Origin of the sequence: Chelatococcus sp. YT9 (genome assembly GCF_018398315.1) — a bacterium.
Lineage (GTDB): Bacteria > Pseudomonadota > Alphaproteobacteria > Rhizobiales > Beijerinckiaceae > Chelatococcus.
Genome location: NZ_JAHBRW010000001.1, coordinates 1039279 through 1061165, shown reverse-complemented (window position 1 = coordinate 1061165; position 21887 = coordinate 1039279). Strand labels below are relative to the sequence as shown.

Sequence of the window (21887 nt, the reverse complement as noted above, 5' to 3'; positions counted from 1 at the left end):
CGACCACCGTGAAGGTTATCGCGAGCTCCGTGCGCAAAGGCAATATTCTTGAGGTGGACGGGGCGCTGTATGCCGTGCTGTCGGCCGAGAGCTTCTTTCCAGGCAAGGGAACGCCTACCACACAGATCGACATGCGACGCCTGTCCGACGGTGTGAAGACCTCGCAGCGCTATCGCACGACCGAGCAGGTCGAGCGCGCCTATGTCGAGGATCGCGAGCACACCTATCTCTATCAGGATGGTGCCGACTACGTCTTCATGAACCCGGAAAGCTTCGATCAGATTACAGTTCCGGCCGATGTGGTCGGCGATCAGGCCGTCTATCTGCAGGAAGGCATGGCCTGCATGATCTCGATCCACGAGGGCGTGGCTGTTTCCATCGAGCTGCCGCAGCGCGTGGTGCTCGAGGTGGTGGAGACGGAGCCGACGGTGAAGGGGCAGACCGCTTCCTCATCCTACAAGCCGGCTCAGATGTCGAACGGCATTCGTGTGATGGTACCGCCGCATATCTCCGCCGGTACGCGCATCGTCGTGATGACGGCTGACAACACCTATGTCGAGCGTGCGAAGGACTGAGGTTCTCCCGCCGGCAGGAGCGGCCGAACAGGCGCCGCTTCGGTCAGGCCCCAGATCTCTGTTTCCTGACTGCGGCCGCGCAAGAGCGTGTTGCCGATATGGCTGAGTTGGCCCAGTGCCGGCGGAATAATGCCGCCGTCACAGTTGCGCACCGCATCGAGCGCTTCCTGGCTGACGATGAGCGCGGCGTTGTAGGTTCGACATAGGGCCTGCAGGCGGCTTGCGGCATTGACCGTGTCGCCCACTACGGTGATGGCGAGCGCCTGCTCACCGCCGATGTCCCCGAGCATCACGTCGCCCTTGTGGATCCCGATCCCCATCGCGATTTCAGGCAGCCCGCGTCCAGCGCGGCTTCGATTGAGGCCGTCGAGCGCCTCCAGCATCGCAAATCCGCAGGCGAGTGCCCGTCGCGCGTCGTCGCTGCGTGGTTCGGGCATTCCAAACACCGCCATGAGCCCGTCCCCGAGGAAACGGTCAAGCGTGCCGTGATGGGCGAAGATGACCTTGGCCATCGCCTTATGGAAATCCCGCAGGAGTTCCATCGTCTCCTCCGGCCCTGCCGCTTCCGAAAAGCTGGTGAAGTTGCGGATATCGCAGAACAGCACCGTGGCCGGAAGCTTGCGGGGTTTCGCGAAGGGACGCCCCAGGCGCGCCACGAGTTCCACCATGTTGGGTGAAAAATGGCGCGCGAGATTGATGCGCTCGGCCGCGCTGCGCCGGCTCTCCGCCACCGTGGCGTAAAGCACGAATTGCGTCGATGTGACGGTAAGAATGTAGAGCTGAGCCAGCAGCAGGAGGATCGGAAGCTCGAAATTCGAGTCGCTGTCGTGACTGCCGACCACCATCAGGGTGAGGCTGGCGGTTGTCAGCACGATGGCGCAGAAGAGCCTCGGCCTGGTGGAAAAGGCTGCGGCTGCCAGCGCTGGCCCGATCAACAGCAGCATGGCGGCATTCTCGAGCATAGCGGGCAGGTTGACGAAAAGCGCCGCGAGCGCCGTCAGTATCGTCAGACCCCAGAGGGTCAGCACTGTTACCGGGGGGCGCTCCCATCGGCCGGGCTGGCTCCAGGCGATCAAGGCTGGCGTCACCATCACGCAACTCGCGAGGTCGCCGATGAGCCAAGGAATGAAGCTGCCTATGAAATCTGCGGCTCCTCCGAGTGGCTCAATTCCCCGCAAGGCCAATGAACCGCGCAATATCGTGGTGCCGACCAGCGCGCTGCCGAAGGCGAAAGCCTCGCAGCCCGCCGCCAGTAGGATGACCATGCTCCGGGGATGGCTGAATGGATCCTTCGGGCCATCCCAATTCTGGAAGAAGAGCCTGCTCATGGCGGCGCCGGATATTGCGCCTATCACTGCCGCGGTGATGAGCAATACCTCTGTCAGGAAGAACCCGAAGGTCGGTTGATCCTTCTGCAGGGTCGTTATGATGGCGGCGAGAAGACCGCCGGTGACTGTCGGCCCGAGAGCCATGAGGAGGTTGGCGCGACCGTAGCGCAGCATCAGGTAAAGTGCGACGCCGCCTGCCGGCCACAACACCGTGATGTCGTTGGCAATGGCCCCATAATTATGCGCCAGGACAGCGAGAACACAGTATAGCGCCGTCCAAACCAGAAAACCGAACACGATTGCTCCTCGCCATAGCAGGCGGAAACTAACCCTTTTCGCCCCGGCAGCCTATCGGAAACGCGCGAGGCCGCGTGCGGCACATGTCGGCGCCCCAGCCGGCTGGTGAAGGACTGCAAATTCCAGCGGAACGTCCCGGCAAGGGGCAGCATCGGGGTTCGGGCTGCCTGGAGCTATGCGGTGGCGCACACGGAGAGGCGCACCGGGGCAACGCAAAAAAGAACCCGGATGGGAGGGCCATCCGGGTTTGCCAAGTCTCGGGCGGAGAATAGTTGAGTAGGGAGTCACATCGACTCGGCCACGCGCGGCGGCCGTTGCTTCCGAATTACCAGCTCGCGAGCACGGAGTTCTTGAAGGTTTTCTCGATGAAGCTTTTCACTTCGGGCGTGTGGTAGCTGTCGACAAGTACCTTCACCCACGGCTTGTCTTTGTCGGCGCTACGGACCGCGATGATGTTCACATAGGGACCTTTCGCATCCTCGGTGAGGATGATCGCCGACGGATCGATGCCTGCCGAGGTCGCGTAGTTGGTGTTGATCGAGGCCGCCGCCACGTCATCGAGGGTGCGGGGGGTCTGAGCCGCCTCGATTTCCAGGAACTTCAGCTTCTTGGGATTATCCGTGATGTCAAGCGGGCTCGGCTTGAAGCCCACGCCGTCCTTCAGCTTGATCAGCCCTTTGGCCTGCAGGAGCAGGAGGCTGCGCCCGCCGTTGGTCGGGTCGTTCTGGATGGCTATCGTGGAGCCGTCGGGGATGTCATTCCACGATTTGTATTTCTTGGAGTAGATGCTGAGAGGGAAGGTCACGGTCGAGCCCACATTTTCGATCTTGAAGCCCCGATCGGCTTTCTGGTTATCCAGGAAAGGCTCATGCTGGAACGAGTTGGCCTGGATATCCCCAGAATCCAACGCTTGATTGGGCACGACATAGTCGGAGAATTCCACGATCTCGATCGTGACACCCTGCTTGGCGGCAATTGGCTTCACCGCTTCCAGGATTTGCGCGTGCGGACCGGGCGTCACGCCAATCTTGATCGTTTCCGCCTGAGCGGACAGGGATGTCGCCGCCAGTGCAAAGCTGGCCACGATGGCGAGGGTCGAGAACGAGAATTTCATGGCGGTCTCCGTAGAACGATGTTTCCGGGGTAGAGCGCGCCGTCAACCGTGGCGCACGCGCTTGTTGAGCTTGCGAGACAGGGCGTCGCCGAGGCTTTGAATGCCTTGCACGAGAAGGATGAGGACGAGGACGACAGCCGCCATCACATCCGGCATGAAGCGCTGGTAGCCATAGCGGATGCCGAGATCACCGAGGCCGCCGCCGCCAACCACACCGACGATGGCGGAGAACCCGATGAGGCTGACGATGGCGAGCGTCAGGCCGAGCACGATCCCGGGTAATGCTTCTGGCACCAGCACTTTCGCGAGGATTTGCACCGGGCTTGCGCCCATGGCGCGTGCCGCCTCAATCAAGCCTTGGTCGACTTCGCGGATGGAGCCTTCAACGAGGCGAGCGATGAACGGGGTGGCGGCCACCGCGAGGGGGACGATGGCCGCCGTCGTGCCGATCGATGTGCCTGCGACAAGGCGGGTGAACGGGATGATCGACACGGTGAGAATGATGAAGGGTGTCGAGCGCGTGGCATTCACGATGATGCCGAGAACACTGTTGGCGAGCGGAGCCGACAGCAGTTCACCGCGCTTGCTCGTGGCCAGGAACACGCCGAGTGGCAGACCGATCACCGTGCCGATCGCCGTCGCGGCTGCGACCATATAGAGCGTATCGAGCGTCGACGCGGCGATCAGACGGATGATTTCAGGCGACATGGCTGTGTCCCCCTTTGTTCTGCGCGGCATCTGCCGGGGCTTGCTCGGCGCCGAGTGCTATGTAGCCCAAGGTCTCTACGTCGAGCCCGCGTGCGGTGAGGAAGGCGGTGATGCGTTGCAGCAGGCTGGCGTCGTCAGGCACCGCGACGATCAATGTGCCAAACGGCCGTCCGGCAATCTCGTCGACAGTGCCACCTAGGATATTGACGTCGATCGCGAAGTTGCGCGTGATCTGCGACAGCACGGGGTCGGTCGCATGCGAACCCCTGAAAATGATGCGCAGGACGGCCTGGCTGTCGGGAGTGGCCGCGGCGGTCACGCGAGCGGCCACATAGGCGGGGAGGGCGCGGCCACTTTCGGCGGCCAGGAAGGTCCGGGTCGTCGCATGATGCGGTCTTGTGAAGAGGTCAAAGACGTCTCCCTTCTCCACGATGCGGCCGCTATCGATCACCGCAACGTCACGCGCGATGCTTCGAATAACGGCCATCTCATGGGTGATCAGGAGAATTGTGAGCTTGAGCTCGGCATTGATCGTCGCGAGCAGGTCGAGGATCGAGTGGGTGGTCTCGGGATCGAGGGCGGACGTCGCTTCGTCCGACAGCAGGACCTTGGGACGTGTCGCGAGAGCGCGGGCGATGCCGACGCGCTGCTTCTGCCCGCCGGAGAGCTCGGCCGGATAGCGGTCACGCTTGTCAGCAAGGCCAACGAGTTCGATGAGCGGGCTGACGCGCTTGCGGATCTCCTCCCGGCTGGCGCCTGCGATTTCGAGCGGCAGCGCGACATTGTCGTAGACCGTGCGAGAGGACAACAGGTTGAAGTGCTGGAAGATCATGCCGATCGTGCGTCTGATCTGTCTCAGTTCCTTCTCCGGCAGCCGCGCGACGTCGGTGCCATCGACCAAGACGCGGCCCGCTGTCGGCTTCTCCAGCCCATTGACGAGGCGGATCAAGGTGGACTTGCCGGCGCCGCTGCGCCCGATGACGCCGAGAATGGAGCCGCGCCGGACTGCAAGATCGATATCTTCCAGGGCTGCGACCGCGGTCTGCCCACCGCGGGCGGCGAATGTCTTAGCGACGCCCTCGAAACGCACGACCGCATCATCAGCGGCCAACGGCGGCTGAGCGGCGTGCTGCGGATGGAATGGAAGAGCGTTCACGGTTGATCTCGTTTCTCACAGGATTGGTGCAGAATAACACGGGTGGAGCCGCGCCGATTGCTTGTGCTGCGAAAGTATAAGCTCGCAACGCCACCTCGATTACGCTTGACCTTGCCACCGGGTTTGATGGAACACGGCCCCGCGTCGGCTTGCGCGCTGCCACAAGCGCATCGGGGCAGCGCGGCCATCAACACCGTGCGGGATCAGTCGACACGGTGCGGGACATGACGTCGACCGGTTCCGTTAAGATGGCGCTGCGCGGCCTTCTGTGCAGCCCATGGATCGGCGAAGACTTGCCCGTTCAAGCTATAGAACGGCCGCGCCGACGCGTGGAACCGATAGCCATGGGTGTCCCGCGCAACGATGCCTGCGGGCCGCCCTGCGACCTCGATGAGATAACTGTCGTACATGATGGTTCTGCGCCCGTGCTGTGGCGCCTCTCTCGCTCAGATTGTCTGGAATGGCTGGTCAGATGTGCTGGCTACAACAGCACATGGGTGTGCCGTTACGGCGACACTGACACATTCGCAGGGAGCGGAGAGTAAGACCGGCTGCGCGCGGAGCCTTGCTCGGCGGCGTCTGATCCAAGAGAGAAAGTGCCATGCGCATCTCCTGCAATGACCGGAGCCACGAAGACACTTCGTGGCGCTTTAGCGTTTGGTGACGCGGCGCAAGCTGCTTTCAAATTCCCGCGGTGGACCAGCTTTCGCCGATCCCACGGGTCCATACATAACGACGCTCTCATGAAAGTCAACAGTTTCTGTAAAATTAGATTTTTCACATATATCCATTGTATATCAGCCGTGGCACAAGTTTGCCACTCATGCGTTCGATAATGCGCTCTGATGGCCAGCTGGCGTGGAAAGAGGCATCGGACTCGAGAATTAACTGCCGTGTCGTGTAAAATTTGTTATTCTACAAATTCTATATTGATTATGTAGAAATATGCGTAAACAATGCGGTCAGACTGGTTCGCGTCGAGCTGGATCATTGAGGAGGCCGCCATGGTGACGAATACATTCAAGCTCTCGCGCCGGTTTGTCGTGGCGCTCGCGGCCCTCGGTGCCGCATCCGCGGTTCTGCCCGTGGGGGAAGCGCGCGCGGAGACCGTGCTGCTCAATGTATCCTATGATCCGACGCGCGAACTCTATCGCGATATCAACGCCGCCTTTGCCGCAGATTACGAGAAGAAGACGGGTGAGAAGGTGGCTGTTCGGGCCTCGCACGGCGGCTCCGGATCCCAGGCACGCACGGTCATCGACGGCCTGGATGCCGATGTGGTCACGCTCGCGCTGGCTGCGGATATCGACGCGATTGCCAATCGCACAGATCTTATTCCCAAGGATTGGCAAAAGCGGCTTGGCAACAATTCCTCGCCCTATACCTCGACCATCGTCTTCCTGGTGCGCAAGGGAAACCCCAAGGGCATCAAGGATTGGAATGATCTGATCAAGCCCGGCGTACAGGTGATCACCCCGAACCCGAAAACTTCAGGCGGGGCGCGCTGGAACTATCTCGCGGCCTGGGGCTACGAGCTTGGCCGGACCAAGAGCGAGGAGAAGGCCAGGGAATTCGTCGCGGCTCTCTTCAAGAATGTGCCGGTGCTCGATACGGGTGCGCGGGGCTCAACGATCACCTTTGCCCAGCGTGAGCTCGGCGACGTGCTGCTTGCCTGGGAAAACGAGGCGTTCCTGGCTTCCGCAGAGTTCGGGGCCGACAAATTCGACATCATCGTGCCGTCGGTCTCTATCCTCGCCGAGCCCCCTGTCACGCTGGTCGATGGAAATGTCGACAAGAAGGGCACCCGCAAGCAGGCAGAAGCCTATCTCAGTTTCCTTTATACGCCCGAGGCCCAGGCTATCATCGCCAAGCACAAGTATCGACCGTCCAAGCCGGAATTCGCTCGCAAGGAAGATCTCGCCGCTTTGCCTGAGATCAAGCTCTTCACCATCGACGATGTCTTTGGGGGTTGGACGAAGGTGCAGAAGGAACACTTCGACAACGGCGGCATCTTCGATCAGATCGTAAAGGTCAAGCGATGACGTCGGCCAGTGCCCTCAGTTCATGGTCTCGCCGCTGGCGGGCGCCGAGCGCGCTTCCGGGCTTTGGCATCGCTTTCGGCTACACGCTCGTCTATTTGGTCTTGATTGTGTTGATACCGATGGCCGGACTGGCGCTCAAGGCGGCATCGCTCGGTCTTGCGGGGCTCATCGACATCATCACTGAGGAGCGGACCCTCGCGGCACTCCGGACAAGCTTCGGCGTGTCGCTAGCAGCCGCGGGCTTCGCCAGCATCTTCGGTCTCGCCATCGCCTGGGTCTTGACCCGCTATCATTTTCCAGGCCGTCGCCTGATCGATGCGATGGTTGACCTGCCCTTCGCCTTGCCGACCGCCGTCGCCGGCATCGCGCTTGGCGCGATCTATGCGCCGAACGGCTGGGTGGGGGCACAGCTCGCGCCCTTCGGTATAAAGGTCGCTTTCACGCCGCTCGGCATCTTCGTCGCGCTCGTCTTTGTAAGCCTTCCGTTCGCGGTGCGTACCGTTCAGCCGCTGATCGAAGAGATCGACAGGGAACTCGAGGAAGCTTCCGCGACGCTCGGCGCAAGCCGTCTGCAAACCGTATGGCGGGTGATGCTGCCGCCCCTCGTGCCGGCAGCCCTCACGGGATTCGCCCTCGGCTTTGCACGGGCCGTCGGCGAATATGGCTCGGTCATCTTCATCGCGGGCAACCTGCCTTATGTATCCGAGATCGCCCCGCTTCTCATCGTCATCAAGCTCGAGGAATTCGATTACGCCGGCGCGACGGCGATCGCGCTGATCATGCTCGTGATCTCGTTTTCGAGCCTGCTTCTCATCAACCTTATTCAGGCCTGGAGTCGGCGGAGGTTCGGTCATGTCTAGCCAGGCCTTCAGCAATCAAACAATCGCCGGTTCGGCCGTCTCCGCTTTCATCCTCGCGCGGGCGGTGGGGAGGCATCCATGGCGAGCGTGACGCTGTCCACCGGCAGCGTGGCGAGATCGAGCGCCGCCACGCGCATCGCGACCACGGAAGCGCCGATAGCGCGCTGGCTGCTTATCGCGGGCACGCTGTGCTTTCTCGCCCTGTTCCTGCTGCTGCCTCTGTTTGCGGTCTTCTCCCAGGCATTTTCCGCCGGCGTCGGCACCTATTGGGCGGCATTGCGCGAGCCCGATGCGCTGGCAGCCATCCGTCTCACGCTGCTTGTTGCGGCCATTGCGGTGCCGCTCAATCTTGTCTTCGGCGTCGCCGCATCCTGGGCCATCACCAAATTCGAATTTCGTGGCAAGAGCTTTCTGATCACGCTCATCGATCTGCCGTTTTCGGTTTCGCCCGTGGTGGCCGGCCTGATCTATGTGCTCCTGTTTGGCGCGCAGGGCTTTCTCGGACCCTATCTCAAATCACATGGCCTGCAGATCATCTTTGCGGTTCCCGGCATCGTCCTCGCCACCGTCTTCGTGACTTTCCCCTTCGTGGCGCGCGAACTCATTCCCCTGATGCAGCAGCAGGGCACGAGCGATGAAGAGGCGGCGCTGACGCTGGGGGCTTCCGGCTTCACGGCTTTCCGCACCGTTACGCTGCCCAACATCCGCTGGGCGCTGCTCTACGGCGTCCTGCTCTGCAACGCGCGTGCGATGGGGGAATTCGGCGCCGTTTCGGTGGTCTCGGGCCGAATCCGGGGGCTGACCAACACCATGCCGCTGCAGGTGGAGATTCTCTACAATGAATATAACATCGTCGCGGCCTTCGCCGTTGCTTCGCTCCTCGCTCTCCTCGCCCTTGTCACTCTCGCAGGGAAATCAATTCTCGAATGGCGATATGGTAACAGCCTCGACGCACGGGACTAGAGTTGGGCATCCGCCCGCGGGGATCCGCCTGGTCGGGATTGCCAAGGATTTCGGAGGGGACGCGGCGCTTCGGGGCGTCGATCTCGACATCGCGCCAGGCGAACTCGTCGCCCTGCTCGGACCTTCCGGTTCGGGCAAGACGACGCTGCTGCGAATCATTGCTGGCCTGGAGGATGCCAGCGCCGGACAGGTGTTCTTCGGGCATGACGATGCCACGCGCCTCTCCGTGCAGGAGCGGCGGGTCGGCTTTGTCTTCCAGCATTATGCGCTATTTCGGCACATGACAGTGTTCGACAACGTCGCCTACGGCTTGAAGGTGCGACCGCGCGCGGAGCGGCCCTCCAAGGCGGAAATCCGCGAGCGGGTGCTCTCGCTCATCGACCTCGTGCAGCTCGGCGGTCTGGAGCGGCGTTATCCCTCCCAGCTCTCGGGTGGGCAACGGCAGCGTGTCGCGCTCGCGCGGGCGCTGGCGGTCGAGCCGCGCGTGCTCCTGCTCGACGAGCCTTTTGGCGCGCTCGACGCCAAGGTCCGCAAGGATCTGCGCCGCTGGTTGCGTGAGATCCACGATCGAACCGGCCACACAACCGTCTTTGTGACCCACGATCAGGACGAGGCAATGGAGCTTGCCGATCGGGTCGCGATCCTCAACAAGGGACGGCTTGAGCAGGTCGGCACCGCCGACAAGGTCTATGAAGACCCTGCCTCTGCCTTCGTGATGTCGTTCGTCGGCGACACCGTGAGCCTCCCCGTGGCGGTGCGGGCCGGCCGCATCTTCTTTGGCGACTCACCGTTGGACGCAGATGTGGCTGACGCGCCGGATGGGCCGGCCGCGCTGTATCTGCGCCCGTCGAACCTAGCCTTGACCCGTTGCGATGAGGGCGGTGTCCTCGGCGGCACCGTCGTGGCCGTTCGCCGCACGGCGAATGGCCGCCGAGCCGAGGTTCTCACGGATGTCGGCGCGGCATCGGTCGAGGTCGAGCTCCCCAGCGGTAAGGCGCTCGCACCTGGTGAACGCGTTGGCCTGCATATCCTGAAGGCGCGCCTGTTCCCGAGCTCCTAGGGCACCTCCGCCGGCGCCACGCGTCCGTCTTTTAATACATGTAAATTTTGTATTTGACGCTTAATTAACGCGTGTTATCGTAGATTATATAATCTACGACAAGTTGGTGTTATTTTGCCTCGCTTGCGCTTCTTTCCCGTATCCTATGACGTTGCCGGCAAGGCCGTGGTCGTGGCTGGCGGCGGAGAGCCCGCGCTCGCGAAGCTGCGCCTCCTTGTGCGAAGCGAGGCGCGGCTGATGCTCGTATCTCGATATATCGACGGCGAGCTGGCGGCCTTCGTCAATGCGCATCGCATTCCGCATCTCGCCCGCGACCTGACGCTTGCGGATCTAACCGGCGCCGCGCTTCTCTTTGTTGCGACCGAGGACGAGGCGCAGGACGCAGCGCTTGCGGCTGTCGGGCGGCAAGCCGGCGTGCCGGTGAATGTGGTAGACCGGCCGCATCTGTCCAACTTTGCGGTGCCGGCGATCGTTGACCGCGCCCCGGTGGCGGTGGCGATCTCGACCGATGGCTATGCGCCGGTGCTCGCCCAGCGCGTACGCGCCGCCATCGAAATGATCCTCCCCCCGGAATTCGGCAGGCTCGGTGAGCTTGCCGCCTCCCTGCGGGGTGCCGTCATGGCCTCGCTTGGCACCGCGCGCCACCGTCGCCGCTTCTGGGCACGTCTGTTCGAAGGTCGAAGCGCCGACCTCGCCTTGTCGGGCGACTTGGCTGGCGCCCGCCGCGCCGCGCTGTCCGTGCTGGGCGAAAGCTTTGAGGCCAATGAAGGCGTGGTCTGGTTGATTGGCGCGGGGCCCGGCGCGACGGATCTCCTCACCTTGAGAGCGCAGCGCCTGCTGCAGCAGGCTGATGTGATCGTCCATGACCGTCTCGTCCCCGCCGAGGTCGTCGAGATGGGCCGTCGCGATGCGGAACGCATTTCCGTCGGCAAAGCGAAGGGACATCACTCCGTTCCCCAGCGTGAGATTGATGCGCTGCTCGTGCGGCTCGCCCGCGAGGGCAAGCAGGTCGCCCGTCTCAAGGCCGGAGATCCCTTGGTGTTCGGCCGCGCGGGCGAGGAACTGGCCGCGCTCCGCGCCGCCGGTATCCGCCACGAAATCGTGCCGGGGGTGACCTCGGCGCTGGCGGCCGCAGCCGACGCGGGCGTGCCTCTGACCCTTCGCGGCGTCTCGTCCTCACTCGCCTTCGCGACAGGCCATGGCGCCGATGGAACGGAGCCCGCCGGTTGGGCCGAGGTCGCCAGAACAGGCGGCACCATCGCCGTCTACATGGGCGTCAGCGTCGCCGGTGACGTGCGCCGGCGGCTGGAGAGGGAGGGGATCGCTTCTGCAACGCCTGTGGTGGCCGTCGAGAATGCCGGACGTACTGATCGTCGCATCTTTTCCGGCACGCTGGGTGAGCTCGGCGCACTTTCGACCCGCGACGACATTGCAGGTCCGGTGATGATCCTCGTTGGCAATGCCGTGGACCACGGGGCGGGCGCCGGAGAGCCGTTTGCCGCCGAGGTCCGTTGTACGGCCCGCGAGAAGTCCCGCATTACCCACCAGTCCCCTGTGCCTCAAGACGTGTAAGGCCATGAAGCGTGATGCCAAGAAGGCCGGACCCAAGGTGGTTACGGCTAATTCCCTCGACACCGGATGGGTCGTTTTTCTGAAGGCCGACGGCGGCTGGTCGCGCGATATCGGCGAGGCGGCCGTCGCGGATGATGCCGAGGCAGCGGCAGCTCTCAATGCGCAGGGGCTGGAAGCTGCCCAGCGCAATATCGTGGTCGAACCCTATCTGGTCGAAGTGAAGGACGTGGACGGTGACAGGGTGCCGGTGCTCCTGCGCGAGGCCATCCGCGCCGCGGGCGGGCCGACCGCTAGCACCTTGCATCGTATCGCCGAAGGCGCGGTCGTCTGAGGCTGCGCGCCAGTCGAGCGAGGAACTGAACAATGTATCGTTACGACGAATTTGACCGGCAGTTCGTAAGCGAGCGCGTCGAGGAGTTCCGCGACCAAGTCGCCAGGCGCCTGAGCGGTGAGCTAACGGAAGATGAGTTCAAGCCGCTCAGGCTGATGAACGGGCTCTATCTGCAGCTCCATGCCTATATGCTGCGGATCGCCATCCCCTACGGCACCCTGACGCCGCGGCAATTGCGGCGGCTGGCCGAGATCGGCCGGCGCTATGACCGTGGCTATGGCCATTTCACGACCCGGCAGAACTTGCAGTTCCATTGGATCAGCCTGAAGGACGTGCCGGACGTGCTGAGCGCGCTGGCTGAGGTGGAGATGCACGCCATTCAGACGTCGGGGAACTGCATCCGCAATGTCTCGGCGGATCATTTCGCCGGGGCTGCGGCCGATGAGGTGGCGGATCCGCGTGTCTATGCCGAGATCCTGCGCCAGTGGTCCTCACTGCACCCGGAATTCACCTATCTGCCGCGCAAGTTCAAGATCGCTGTTTCCGCCGCGCCGGATGATCGCGCAGCGATCCAGATCCACGATATCGGCCTTCAGGTGACGCGCAACGAGGCCGGTGAGACCGGCTTTGGCGTATACGTCGGCGGCGGGCTGGGCCGCTCGCCCTTCATCGCGAAGAAGCTGCGCGATTTCCTCCCGGAGGCGGAGCTGCTCAGCTATTGCGAGGCGATCCTGCGTGTCTACAACCTGTTCGGCCGCCGTGACAACAAGTACAAGGCGCGGGTCAAGATCCTTCTGCACGAGGCAGGCACGGAGGAAATCTCCCGCCAGGTCGAGGCGGAATATGAGGCCATCCGCGCGCAGGGGCGGCTGACGCTGCCGCAGACGGAGATCGACCGTATCCGCGCCTATTTCGCGCCGCCGAAGCTCGATGATCTGCCGGCGCGATCCACGCGCCTGGATGAGGCCGCGGCTTCCGACCAGGGGCTGCGGCACTTCCTGGAGCGCAATCTCGTCCCGCACAAGGTGCCGGGTTATGGCATCGTGACGATCTCGCTGAAGGCGATCGGCGCGGTGCCCGGCGATGTCACCTCCGACCAGATGGAGGCAATCGCCGACATCGCCGAGCGCTATTCGGCCAATGAGCTGCGCGTCAGCCACGAGCAGAACCTCGTTTTGCCGCATGTGAAGCTGGACGATCTGCCGGAGGTCTTCGCGCTTCTGCAGAAAGTCGGCCTCGCGGCCCCGAATGCCGGCCTGATCTCGGACATCATTGCCTGCCCGGGGCTCGACTATTGCTCGCTCGCCAATGCACGGTCTATCCCGCTCGCACAGCGGATCGCCGAGCGCTTCGGCGACCATGAGCGCCAGACGCTGATCGGCGATCTCAAGGTAAAGATTTCCGGCTGCATCAACGCCTGCGGCCACCATCACGTCGGCCACATCGGCATTCTTGGCGTCGACCGCAAAGGCGAGGAATTCTACCAGATCACCCTCGGCGGTTCCGGTGACCAGCATGCGAGCCTCGGCGAGATCGTCGGCAAGGGCTTCTCCTCGGCTGAAGTGGTCGATGCCATCGAGACGATCGTCGAGACCTATCTCGCTCGCCGCGAGGATCCCGAAGAGACATTCCTCGCCTGCTTCCGGCGGATCGGTGAGGCGCCTTTCCAGGAGGCGCTCTATGCCGAGGCAAAGTGACGAGGCCTTGTCCAGCGCGGGGCAGGCCGATCTGGCGCTCCCTCTCCCCGGCGGGGAGAGGGTTGGGGTGAGGGCGAGCCAGCCCGATCAGGAAAGTTTGGCCCCTCTTACCATGTCGCTCTCCCCGACGGGGAGAGGGGACCAGACTGCCACAAGCGATCGTCCTGTCGTCGAGCCTGATCTCGCCGCCCGCGCTGCTGCGCTCGATGCGGAGATCGGCGGGCTTGCGCCGGAGGCGATCTTGCGCGCGGCGATCGCGCAGTTCCCAAGCGAGCTAGCGCTGGTGTCGAGCTTCGGGGCGGAATCAGCGGTGCTGCTCCACATGGCGGCTGCGATCGACCGGTACTTGCCCGTCGTTTTCGTCGATACGCTCCGTCTCTTCCCGGAGACACTCGCCTATCGCGACGCGCTTGTCGCACGGCTGGGGCTTGCGGATGTGCGCACAGTCGGGCCGCAGCGCGCGGTGATGGAGCAGGCCGATCCGTGGCATGCCTTGTTCAATGTCGATCCCGACCGCTGCTGCCACCTGCGCAAGGTCGAGCCACTGGCGGAGGCGCTCGTGCCATTCTCTGCCTGGATTACCGGTCGCAAGCGCTATCAGGCGACGACGCGGACAACGCTGGCGGTGGTGGAGGCTGACACCACGCATATCAAGATCTCGCCGCTCGCCTCCTGGGGGGCGTCTGAGATTACTGCCTATATGCGCGCCCATGACCTGCCCATCCACCCCCTCGTGGCGCAGGGCTATCCCTCCATCGGCTGCGCGCCCTGTACTAGCCGGGTCGAGCCGGGCGAGGACCCGCGGGCCGGGCGCTGGCGCGGCCAAGGCAAGGTCGAATGCGGCATTCATGTCAGCGCAGCTGGCGTCGCGAGAAGGAGCGCCTGATGCCCCTGTACAAGAACGGAACCTTCGTCGACGATCCCTGGAAGGCTCTGGCCGATGATGAGGCGGTGCCGGCGGATCGTGCGGTCATCGTCGGCAAAGCGCGATATCTCGCGGAGCGTGACGCTCTCATCGGCCGCAACGCGCCGCTTGGGCTTCTGCTGCAACCGGGCGAGGGGCTGGAGGAGATCGAGCCTGACCTCAGTCGCTTTGCCGTTATCGCGCTTGCCTTTCCCAAGTTCAACGATGGGCGCTCCTACTCCATCGCCCGCCTTCTCCGCGAGCGGCATGGCTTCGCGGGCGAGCTGCGGGCGACCGGCAACATCCTGCGGGATCAGGTGAATTTCTTGCATCGCTGCGGTTTCGATGCGCTGGACGTGACCCATCCCGGAACCATCGCCGCTTTGGAGAAGGGGGCGATCAAATTCGTACACAGGCACTACCAGCCTGCGGCTGTCGATGCCGCGGAGGTAGCGCCCCCCGCTGACCGGCCGAGGCTTCGGGTAACGCCCGGCCAGGCTTGATCTGGCGCAATCTTAGCAGGCGGCCCGGCCGGCCGGGCACGCCCATTCAGGATCCATGCAATGACCTATCCCTTGCGGGCTAATCCCGCCGGCGATGCTGTCCTGTCGCCTTCCGCTCATCGCGGGACCGGGTCCGCGCTGTCGCCTCATCTGAAGCGCCTCGAAGCCGAGGCCATCCACATCATGCGCGAGGTCGCCGCCGAATTCGCCAAGCCGGTCATGCTCTATTCAATCGGCAAAGATTCCTCGGTGATGCTGCATCTGGCGCGCAAGGCCTTCTTTCCGTCCAAGCCGCCTTTCCCGCTCATGCATGTCGATACGACCTGGAAGTTTCGGGAAATGATTACGTTCCGTGACGAGACCGCCAAAGCGCTCGACTGGGAGCTGATCGTTCATGTGAATGAGGAGGGCATCGCGCGCGGCGTTGACCCTTTTCGATCCGGGTCGGCCGTGCACACGCAGGTGATGAAGACGGAAAGCCTGAAACAGGCGCTGGATAAATGGGGCTTCGACGCGGCCTTCGGCGGCGCACGTCGGGACGAGGAGAAGAGCCGGGCGAAGGAGCGCATCTTCTCGCACCGCACCGCAAGCCACGCCTGGGACCCGCGCAGCCAGCGGCCGGAGCTCTGGCGCGTGTTCAACACGCGGATCGGCCCCGGGGAATCGATGCGTGTCTTCCCGCTCTCCAATTGGACCGAGCTCGACGTCTGGCACTATATCCTTGCTGAAGGCATTCCCGTGGTGCCGCTCTATTTCGCGGCCGAGCGGCCTGTCGTGAAGCGCAACGGCGCGCTCATCATGGTGGATGATCATCGCATGCCGCTCGATCCCGGTGAGCAGCCTGAGCTGAGGCGTGTCCGCTTCCGCACCCTCGGCTGCTATCCACTGACGGGAGCCATCCCCTCGGACGCGACGACACTGGACGATATCGTCGCCGAATTGCTCGCCTCCAAGGTCTCTGAACGGCAGGGCCGGGTGATCGATCAGGACGGTCAAGCGTCGATGGAGCGCAAGAAGCGCGAGGGGTATTTCTAATGACCGTGCTGTCCCTTGCACGCGAAACCGAGGTTCGCGGCGCTGATCCGTTGCCGGCTCATCGTGGGCTTCTGCGCTTCATCACCTGCGGCTCGGTCGACGACGGCAAATCAACGCTGATCGGGCGTCTCCTGTTCGAGACCCATGCGGTGTTCGACGACCAGCTCGTCACCCTCGAGGCCGATTCACGGCGGGTCGGTACGACGGGCGGCGACATCGATTTCGCGCTGCTGGTGGATGGGCTGGAACAGGAGCGCGAGCAGGGCATCACCATCGACGTCGCGCATCGCTATTTCTCGACGCCGCGCCGCTCCTTCATCGTGGCCGACACGCCTGGGCACGAGCAGTATACCCGCAACATGGCGACCGGAGCGTCGAATGCTGAGCTCGCCATCATCCTCGTCGATGCGCGTAAGGGCCTGCTGACGCAGACCCGGCGGCACAGCATCATTGCGTCGCTGATGGGCATCCGCCACATCGTCGTCGCGATCAACAAGATCGACCTTGTCGGCTATGACGAGGCGCGCTTCCGGGCTCTCGTGGCAGACTACGGGGCACTCGCGCAGGGGCTCGGCTTCGTCTCGATCACGCCGATCCCGCTCTCTGCGCGCTTCGGCGACAATATCTCCACGCTGAGCGTCGCGACGCCCTGGTATGAGGGGCCGACCCTTCTCGGCCATCTCGAAACCATCGATGTCCAGGAGGCAGGGGGCCGTACCGGTTTCCGCTTCCCCGTGCAATGGGTGAACCGGCCGAACCAGACTTTCCGCGGTTTTTCCGGCACGGTCGCCGGCGGCACGATTGCCGTGGGCGATGCGGTGGTCACGGCAGTGTCGGGACACCAGAGTACGGTCTCACGGATCGTGACTTTCGACGGTGATCTTGAGCGGGCATCCGCCGGTGAGGCGGTGACGCTGGTACTTGCCGACGAAATCGATGTGCCGCGTGGTGACGTGCTGGTCACGCCCAGGGAGCGCCCCTCGGTCGCGAGCCGCCTCAGCGCCGACATCGTCTGGATGGGCGAGGACCTGGCAGTTGCCGGCCGCAGCTATCTCATGAAGATCGGCACGCGGACCGTGCCGGCCAAGATCAGCGGCGTCGACCACACCCTGGACGTCGAGACCCTTTCTGTGGCGCCCGCAGTGTCGCTCGGTCTCAACGCCATCGGCCAGGTCGAAATCGAAACCCTGATGCCGGTCGCTTTCGATGCCTATGGTGATAATCGCGCGACGGGCGCCTTCATCCTCATCGATCGCTTCACCCACGCCACGGTCGCGGCCGGGCTCGCCCGCGAGGCGCGCGGCGCGACCAATGTCCATCGCCACGGCTTCGACGTCGATCGCGATGCCCGCGCGGCGTTGAAGCGGCAGCGTCCCTTGGCGATCTGGCTGACCGGGCTTCCGGGGTCAGGCAAATCGACCATCGCCAACCTGCTCGAACGCAAACTCCACGCGCTTGGCCGCCATACCGCAGTGCTCGACGGCGATAGCCTGCGCCAGGGCCTCAACGCTGATCTCGGCTTCGATGCCGCTGCGCGCGCGGAGAACGTGCGGCGCGCGGCCGAGGTGGCGCGCCTGATGGTCGATGCGGGCCTGATTGTCATCTGTGCTTTCGTCTCGCCCTTTCGGGAAGACCGCGCCAATGCGCGAGCCCGCTTCGCTGATGGCGATTTCGTGGAAGTGTTCGTCGACGCGCCGCTCGAGGTGTGTGCCGGGCGCGATCCAAAGGGCCTGTACGCCGGCGCACGCGAGGGGCGCATCGCGACTTTCACCGGCATTGGTCAGGCCTATGAGGCGCCTGCGACGCCGGACGTCCACCTCAACGCGGCTGCGATGGACGCCAACACCCTCGCGGAGCAACTCCTCGCGGCGGTGGAGCGCCACATCACCGGTGTATCGGACAGCGCCGAGGATTCCGCTGCCCTTTGAGGGAAGCTCCCATCTATCCTGATGCGTGCCTGCCGGGTCGTTTCAGCTCCGATTCGGCAGCTTGCGCTTCCTTCTCGGCTCGTTCTAACGCTTCCGTTACGGAGACGCCGCTGCGGCGTGCCTTCTCGGCCAGCTTTTCGTAGTGATCGCGGAAGTCGTCCAGCTCCTTCTCCGACAGTTCCTCGAGATCGAGCAGGGAATTCTGGGCCCGGGTTGTAGCGCGGATCAACTCGTCCAGTTTGATGTGCATGGCCTGAGCATCACGGTTCTGGGTGTTCTGGATGATGAACACCATGAGAAAGGTGATGATGGTCGTGCCCGTGTTGATGGTCAGCTGCCAGACCTCGGAAAAGCCGAGGAATGGGCCTGATACAGCCCAGATCACCACGATGATGCAGGCGGAGGCGAAGGCGGCGGGGCTGCCCGCGAGGCGTGCCGTCTTCGAAGCGAAATGACCGAACCAGTTGGAATGAGCCCGGGCCTGCGGACCGTTTTGCGGCATGGAGGTGTTCTCGTGTCAAGCATCCGGGCTCCGCACCATGATTTATGGTGACAAGGCGCTCCGTTCTCACGAAATAACCGCTATGCTGCGCTTCAGGTTCCGCTATCTCGTGTCTGTTGAGCACCGGAGCGTGCCGCTGTTGATCGCTTCGGGCGAGGAGCGGCTTTCGGCTTCGGTGAATCGAGCGCCAAGAACGTCTCGCCGATCTCCTCAATCCGTTCGCGCAGCTTCGCGGTTTCCGTAACAAGCCCAGTGTCGATGCTTCCGTTGACGGTGGTGGCATTGGCGGCCGTTTTCGCCTTCCGCCCCTTGGGCGCCACAGGCGCGTCGATCGCAGCTTGACTGGCGACCTGCGCTTCAAGTTCCGCGATGCGGGCTTCGGCTTGGGCGATCGTCGCCTCGCGTTCCTCGATCGTGGTGCGGAGCCGCGCGGAGGCAACGGTCGCCTCTGTTAGCTTGGCCGCAAATTCGATCTCGTTGGCCTCGAACATCTCGACAAGAGAGTTCTGGTTGTCCTGCCGCAACGTGATTTCCGACACTTTGCGTGAGAGGTTCTGCGATTTTTCCTTTTCCGCGGCGAGCTTCTTTTCAGCAGTCTCGGCGCGCTTCTGCATGGCAGCAAGCTCATCGCGGGCGCTTGCGGCCAGTTTTTCCGCTTCCTGCTTGCGCAGGGCTGAAGCTTCATTGCGCGTCTCAAGCTCCACGACGGTGATGCGTCGACGATCGAGTTCGAGCATCAGGTCCTGGATCTTCGCATCGAGCGCGGCAATCGCGGCCTCGCGTTCGGTCACGGTAAAGCGGGTGTCGCGCAGGACGCGCTCGAGCTCCGAAATGATCGTCTGCTTCTGGTAGATCTCGGCGCTGGCGTCAGTGTTGCGCGCTTCCTGCAGAAGGTTCTTGGTAGCCTCCAGCTCTTGCTCACTTTTTGCGAGCGCATCTTCCAGATTGATGACCACCTTGTTGCGCTCGGTGAGCGCTGCTTGGCTCGCGGCATAAAGCGCGCGTTGCTTGTCCGTTTCGCGTTCCAGCCGGCGCACGGCCACCGCGAACTCAGCGCGCAAATGGTCCCGCTCTGCAAAGATTTCCTGACGCGTCAAGGGAAGCTGGGATTCCAGCCGGCGTCGTATCAGCCGCTGCGCCCGGCGGTTGAAAGCCGGCAAGAGCATCGCCACCAGCAGGGCAGCGGCCAGGAAGCCCAAGGCGAAGAGCATGGCTGCTTCGACCTTCGCCATTTCGATCATCGTAGATCCCTGGTTCCGGAGGCGAATATCTCAATGAGAATATCTGCTAAAAACAAATGGATAAAACATTCTTGACGACAGGCATTGTCCCAGGGGCGCACTCACGATCAATTGCGATGCGAACCGTACAATACCAGCAGCGATCGTCACCCGGGGAACGCGGCAACAAGCGCCATGGTTGCACAATAATGGTATTGCATCTATAGGTTTTTGGGCGCCTCAATACCAGGCCAACGAACTCGCAACGCGAGCGCACTTGGCCAAAACCCTGCGTGATGCAGGGCATCAGCTTTATTCCCGGGGCTTCACGATAATGGCGGCTAACGTTTGAGACTACGGGTCAGAATGGATTCCAGGTGGCGTTAGGGGTGAATTTCACATAGCCGAGATTGACGCCGAGACGCGCGCCCACGCCCGATTTAATCGGCACGATGATGATACCGTTGTTCGTCAGAGCGGTCATGCCGAAGCCGGCAACGAGATAAGCCGAGCCATTGATGCCGGCGAACCGTTCGAAGATCGCGTCCACCGCGGGAAGGTTGTAGACGAGCATCATCGTGCGCGCGCCGTCGCCTCCGATGTCAAAGCCCAGCGAGGGCCCTTGCCAGAAAACGCGGCGATCTCCCGCGTTGCGCGTGTAGAGAATGCCTTCGCCGTAGCGCAGGCCGCCAAAGAACGCGCCAGACCCTTCCTGTCCCAGGATATAGCCGTTGGGCTGGCCCCAACGACGTGTAGCCTCCTGAATCGTAAGCGCGATACCCCGGGAGACATTTCCGAAAAACTTATGGCCGGAGGTGACGAGCTCATCCGGACTGAAGGTCTCCGGCGCCTGCTGGCTGGGCCCGCTGTAGCCGCCGCCCTGGGCCGCGGCGCTAGGGATGTGGCCCGCGACGGCCAGGACGATGGCAACGAAGCCGGCCATCACCAGGCTGTAGAATCGCGACATGGGCTTCTCCTCACTCGTGCACACATCAACGCGTCGGCACGGCATCAGCACCGCACCCGACAGAATCACAACCATGGACAGTTATGCTTAACAATGTCTGTCATAGGGCCGGATCATCGCGCTGTGGGCTGCAGCACATGCGGAGTGAGCGCAGGATCGCCAAACGCGATGAAGGCGCCGTTGAGGAAGGCGCGCTCCGCGTGACCATAGGTAAGGTGGCTGCCGTCGGGCGCCAGCATACAGCCGCCGGCCGCGAGCAGAATGGCTTCTCCGGCAGCGGTGTCCCATTCCTTCGTTGGACCAAAGCGGGGATAGATATCGGCCTGCCCGCTGGCCACGAGACAGAATTTCAGCGCCGAGGCGCGCCGTTCCACCGCCCGCACCGGCAGGCGTGAGAGCAACGCCTCGCTTTCGGCATCCCCATGACGGCGGCTCGCGAGGGCGACGAGCCCAGAGGTCGGCGCAGGTCGCGTCCTGATTGGCCGCCAATGCGCCTCGGTTGGCATGGGCCCGCCGGCCGCTACGGTCATCGCATAGGCGCGCGTGCCGCCGATATAGAGCTGTCCAAGGCGCGGGGCAAAGACCGCACCGGCGATCGGGCGGCCGCCGCGAACCGCCGCGATGTTCACGGAGAAATCTGTCTCGCCAGCGATGAAGTCGCGGGTTCCATCGAGGGGATCAACGACGAAGAAGGATGTTTCCAGCGGCGTGCCCGCCTGGGCGCTTTCCTCAGAGACGATGCTGCAAGCAGGCGCATCCCGCCGGAGAGCGGCCACGATGACGGCCTCGGCCGCTTCGTCAGCCGCGGTGCAGGGGCTTCCGTCATCCTTCGTGTTGACATTGAGACTTGCCTTGGACGCCTCGGCTATGGCGGCACCCCCCGAAAGCGCTATGCGGCCGAGGAAGGCGGCGAGCGCGTCCGGCTCGCTATGGTCGATATGCAACACGGTCTTCGCCTTTGAACATCGCACTGAACGAAACGCTGCCAGGGCATCATCTTAGCCGGCACCATGCTCTCCTACGCGCAAGAGCAATCCAAACATACCCCAAAATACCAAAGGCTGACTTTCTGCGTGAGATCTTGGGTCACGGATCCAGGCCGCCAGCTTCCAAGGAGCGGCAAGG

General features: G+C 63.2%; 21 protein-coding genes. 12 read left to right on the top strand and 9 right to left on the bottom strand.

From position 1 onward, the window contains the following. Nucleotides 1-8: 8 nt before the first annotated feature. A complete protein-coding gene (efp, locus tag KIO76_RS04830) occupies nucleotides 9-575 on the top strand; it encodes an elongation factor P (protein ID WP_213321725.1) in 567 nt (188 codons plus the stop codon). On the opposite strand, the gene KIO76_RS31545 is transcribed toward efp, so the two are convergent. The 5 genes from KIO76_RS31545 to KIO76_RS04805 all read right to left on the bottom strand — a co-directional run bounded on the left by KIO76_RS31545 (nucleotide 551) and on the right by KIO76_RS04805 (nucleotide 5588). Continuing rightward, nucleotides 551-2200, bottom strand: a complete 1650-nt coding sequence (locus KIO76_RS31545; protein WP_213321724.1) for an adenylate/guanylate cyclase domain-containing protein — start codon at nucleotides 2198-2200, stop codon at nucleotides 551-553. The genes efp and KIO76_RS31545 overlap by 25 nt on opposite strands. A 325-nt stretch (nucleotides 2201-2525) precedes the next feature. Further along, entirely contained in the window at nucleotides 2526-3314 is a 789-nt protein-coding gene (locus KIO76_RS04820; RefSeq protein WP_213321723.1) for a MetQ/NlpA family ABC transporter substrate-binding protein, read from the bottom strand. A 42-nt stretch (nucleotides 3315-3356) separates the two neighbouring features. After that, on the bottom strand, nucleotides 3357-4022 hold the full coding sequence (locus tag KIO76_RS04815) for a methionine ABC transporter permease (RefSeq protein ID WP_213321722.1): 666 nt from the start codon (nucleotides 4020-4022) through the stop codon (nucleotides 3357-3359). Beyond that, nucleotides 4012-5178 carry a methionine ABC transporter ATP-binding protein gene (locus KIO76_RS04810; RefSeq protein ID WP_213321721.1) on the bottom strand — a complete coding sequence of 389 codons (1167 nt, stop codon included), beginning with the start codon at nucleotides 5176-5178 and terminating at the stop codon, nucleotides 4012-4014. The genes KIO76_RS04815 and KIO76_RS04810 overlap by 11 nt, the downstream gene beginning before the upstream one ends. Nucleotides 5179-5381: 203 nt before the next feature. Next, nucleotides 5382-5588 (bottom strand): hypothetical protein, encoded by a 207-nt coding sequence (locus KIO76_RS04805; RefSeq protein WP_213321720.1) that lies wholly within the window; start codon nucleotides 5586-5588, stop codon nucleotides 5382-5384. A 594-nt stretch (nucleotides 5589-6182) separates the two neighbouring features. On the opposite strand from KIO76_RS04805, the gene KIO76_RS04800 reads away from it, so the two are divergent. From KIO76_RS04800 to cysN, 11 genes are all read left to right on the top strand, one after another. Continuing rightward, entirely contained in the window at nucleotides 6183-7220 is a 1038-nt protein-coding gene (locus KIO76_RS04800; protein ID WP_213321719.1) for a sulfate ABC transporter substrate-binding protein, read from the top strand. Further along, the gene (gene cysT / locus KIO76_RS04795; protein WP_213321718.1) at nucleotides 7217-8080 is read left to right on the top strand and encodes a sulfate ABC transporter permease subunit CysT; all 864 of its coding nucleotides are present in this window, start codon (nucleotides 7217-7219) and stop codon (nucleotides 8078-8080) included. Before KIO76_RS04800 ends, cysT begins: the two co-directional genes overlap by 4 nt. Before the next feature lie 78 nt (nucleotides 8081-8158). Then, nucleotides 8159-9043: a sulfate ABC transporter permease subunit CysW gene (cysW, locus tag KIO76_RS04790; protein ID WP_213321717.1), complete on the top strand. Its 885-nt coding sequence runs from the start codon at nucleotides 8159-8161 to the stop codon at nucleotides 9041-9043. Further along, nucleotides 9015-10103 carry a sulfate/molybdate ABC transporter ATP-binding protein gene (locus KIO76_RS04785; RefSeq protein ID WP_213321716.1) on the top strand — a complete coding sequence of 363 codons (1089 nt, stop codon included), beginning with the start codon at nucleotides 9015-9017 and terminating at the stop codon, nucleotides 10101-10103. The genes cysW and KIO76_RS04785 overlap by 29 nt, the downstream gene beginning before the upstream one ends. A gap of 114 nt (nucleotides 10104-10217) precedes the next feature. Further along, complete coding sequence (gene cysG, locus KIO76_RS04780; protein ID WP_213321715.1) at nucleotides 10218-11675, top strand: siroheme synthase CysG; 1458 nt, start codon at nucleotides 10218-10220, stop codon at nucleotides 11673-11675. 4 nt (nucleotides 11676-11679) lie between these two features. Further along, nucleotides 11680-12006 (top strand): DUF2849 domain-containing protein, encoded by a 327-nt coding sequence (locus KIO76_RS04775; protein ID WP_213321714.1) that lies wholly within the window; start codon nucleotides 11680-11682, stop codon nucleotides 12004-12006. A 32-nt stretch (nucleotides 12007-12038) separates the two neighbouring features. Continuing rightward, nucleotides 12039-13703 (top strand): nitrite/sulfite reductase, encoded by a 1665-nt coding sequence (locus KIO76_RS04770; protein WP_213321713.1) that lies wholly within the window; start codon nucleotides 12039-12041, stop codon nucleotides 13701-13703. Beyond that, nucleotides 13687-14589: a phosphoadenylyl-sulfate reductase gene (locus KIO76_RS04765; protein ID WP_249729489.1), complete on the top strand. Its 903-nt coding sequence runs from the start codon at nucleotides 13687-13689 to the stop codon at nucleotides 14587-14589. The genes KIO76_RS04770 and KIO76_RS04765 overlap by 17 nt, the downstream gene beginning before the upstream one ends. After that, nucleotides 14589-15110, top strand: coding sequence for a DUF934 domain-containing protein (locus KIO76_RS04760; protein WP_213321712.1), 522 nt, complete (start codon nucleotides 14589-14591; stop codon nucleotides 15108-15110). Before KIO76_RS04765 ends, KIO76_RS04760 begins: the two co-directional genes overlap by 1 nt. Before the next feature lie 60 nt (nucleotides 15111-15170). Beyond that, a complete protein-coding gene (cysD, locus tag KIO76_RS04755) occupies nucleotides 15171-16145 on the top strand; it encodes a sulfate adenylyltransferase subunit CysD (protein ID WP_213321711.1) in 975 nt (324 codons plus the stop codon). Continuing rightward, the gene (cysN, locus tag KIO76_RS04750) at nucleotides 16145-18073 is read left to right on the top strand and encodes a sulfate adenylyltransferase subunit CysN (RefSeq protein WP_213321710.1); all 1929 of its coding nucleotides are present in this window, start codon (nucleotides 16145-16147) and stop codon (nucleotides 18071-18073) included. Before cysD ends, cysN begins: the two co-directional genes overlap by 1 nt. A 13-nt stretch (nucleotides 18074-18086) precedes the next feature. Here the strand turns inward: cysN and KIO76_RS04745 are convergent, their stop codons facing one another. The 4 genes from KIO76_RS04745 to KIO76_RS04730 form a co-directional block, all read right to left on the bottom strand. After that, a complete protein-coding gene (locus KIO76_RS04745; RefSeq protein ID WP_213321709.1) occupies nucleotides 18087-18575 on the bottom strand; it encodes a low affinity iron permease family protein in 489 nt (162 codons plus the stop codon). A 92-nt stretch (nucleotides 18576-18667) separates the two neighbouring features. Further along, on the bottom strand, nucleotides 18668-19807 hold the full coding sequence (locus KIO76_RS04740) for a coiled-coil domain-containing protein (RefSeq protein ID WP_213321708.1): 1140 nt from the start codon (nucleotides 19805-19807) through the stop codon (nucleotides 18668-18670). A 349-nt stretch (nucleotides 19808-20156) separates the two neighbouring features. Then, nucleotides 20157-20762, bottom strand: a complete 606-nt coding sequence (locus KIO76_RS04735; protein WP_213321707.1) for a DUF1134 domain-containing protein — start codon at nucleotides 20760-20762, stop codon at nucleotides 20157-20159. A 113-nt stretch (nucleotides 20763-20875) separates the two neighbouring features. Further along, on the bottom strand, nucleotides 20876-21709 hold the full coding sequence (locus tag KIO76_RS04730) for a 3'(2'),5'-bisphosphate nucleotidase CysQ family protein (protein WP_213321706.1): 834 nt from the start codon (nucleotides 21707-21709) through the stop codon (nucleotides 20876-20878). Between the last annotated feature and the right edge of the window lie 178 nt (nucleotides 21710-21887).

Bases quoted from the DNA above. Each gene is read 5' to 3' on its own strand.
- KIO76_RS04805 (WP_213321720.1), bottom strand. From the start codon at position 5,588: ATGTACGACAGTTATCTCATCGAGGTCGCAGGGCGGCCCGCAGGCATC.
- KIO76_RS04815 (WP_213321722.1), bottom strand. From the start codon at position 4,022: ATGTCGCCTGAAATCATCCGTCTGATCGCCGCGTCGACGCTCGATACG.
- KIO76_RS04785 (WP_213321716.1), top strand. From the start codon at position 9,015: ATGGTAACAGCCTCGACGCACGGGACTAGAGTTGGGCATCCGCCCGCG.
- cysW (WP_213321717.1), top strand. From the start codon at position 8,159: ATGGCGAGCGTGACGCTGTCCACCGGCAGCGTGGCGAGATCGAGCGCC.
- KIO76_RS04740 (WP_213321708.1), bottom strand. From the start codon at position 19,807: ATGGCGAAGGTCGAAGCAGCCATGCTCTTCGCCTTGGGCTTCCTGGCC.
- KIO76_RS04800 (WP_213321719.1), top strand. From the start codon at position 6,183: ATGGTGACGAATACATTCAAGCTCTCGCGCCGGTTTGTCGTGGCGCTC.
- KIO76_RS04735 (WP_213321707.1), bottom strand. From the start codon at position 20,762: ATGTCGCGATTCTACAGCCTGGTGATGGCCGGCTTCGTTGCCATCGTC.
- KIO76_RS04820 (WP_213321723.1), bottom strand. From the start codon at position 3,314: ATGAAATTCTCGTTCTCGACCCTCGCCATCGTGGCCAGCTTTGCACTG.
- cysT (WP_213321718.1), top strand. From the start codon at position 7,217: ATGACGTCGGCCAGTGCCCTCAGTTCATGGTCTCGCCGCTGGCGGGCG.
- KIO76_RS04770 (WP_213321713.1), top strand. From the start codon at position 12,039: ATGTATCGTTACGACGAATTTGACCGGCAGTTCGTAAGCGAGCGCGTC.
- KIO76_RS04760 (WP_213321712.1), top strand. From the start codon at position 14,589: ATGCCCCTGTACAAGAACGGAACCTTCGTCGACGATCCCTGGAAGGCT.
- KIO76_RS04775 (WP_213321714.1), top strand. From the start codon at position 11,680: ATGAAGCGTGATGCCAAGAAGGCCGGACCCAAGGTGGTTACGGCTAAT.
- KIO76_RS04765 (WP_249729489.1), top strand. From the start codon at position 13,687: ATGCCGAGGCAAAGTGACGAGGCCTTGTCCAGCGCGGGGCAGGCCGAT.
- cysN (WP_213321710.1), top strand. From the start codon at position 16,145: ATGACCGTGCTGTCCCTTGCACGCGAAACCGAGGTTCGCGGCGCTGAT.
- cysD (WP_213321711.1), top strand. From the start codon at position 15,171: ATGACCTATCCCTTGCGGGCTAATCCCGCCGGCGATGCTGTCCTGTCG.
- KIO76_RS04745 (WP_213321709.1), bottom strand. From the start codon at position 18,575: ATGCCGCAAAACGGTCCGCAGGCCCGGGCTCATTCCAACTGGTTCGGT.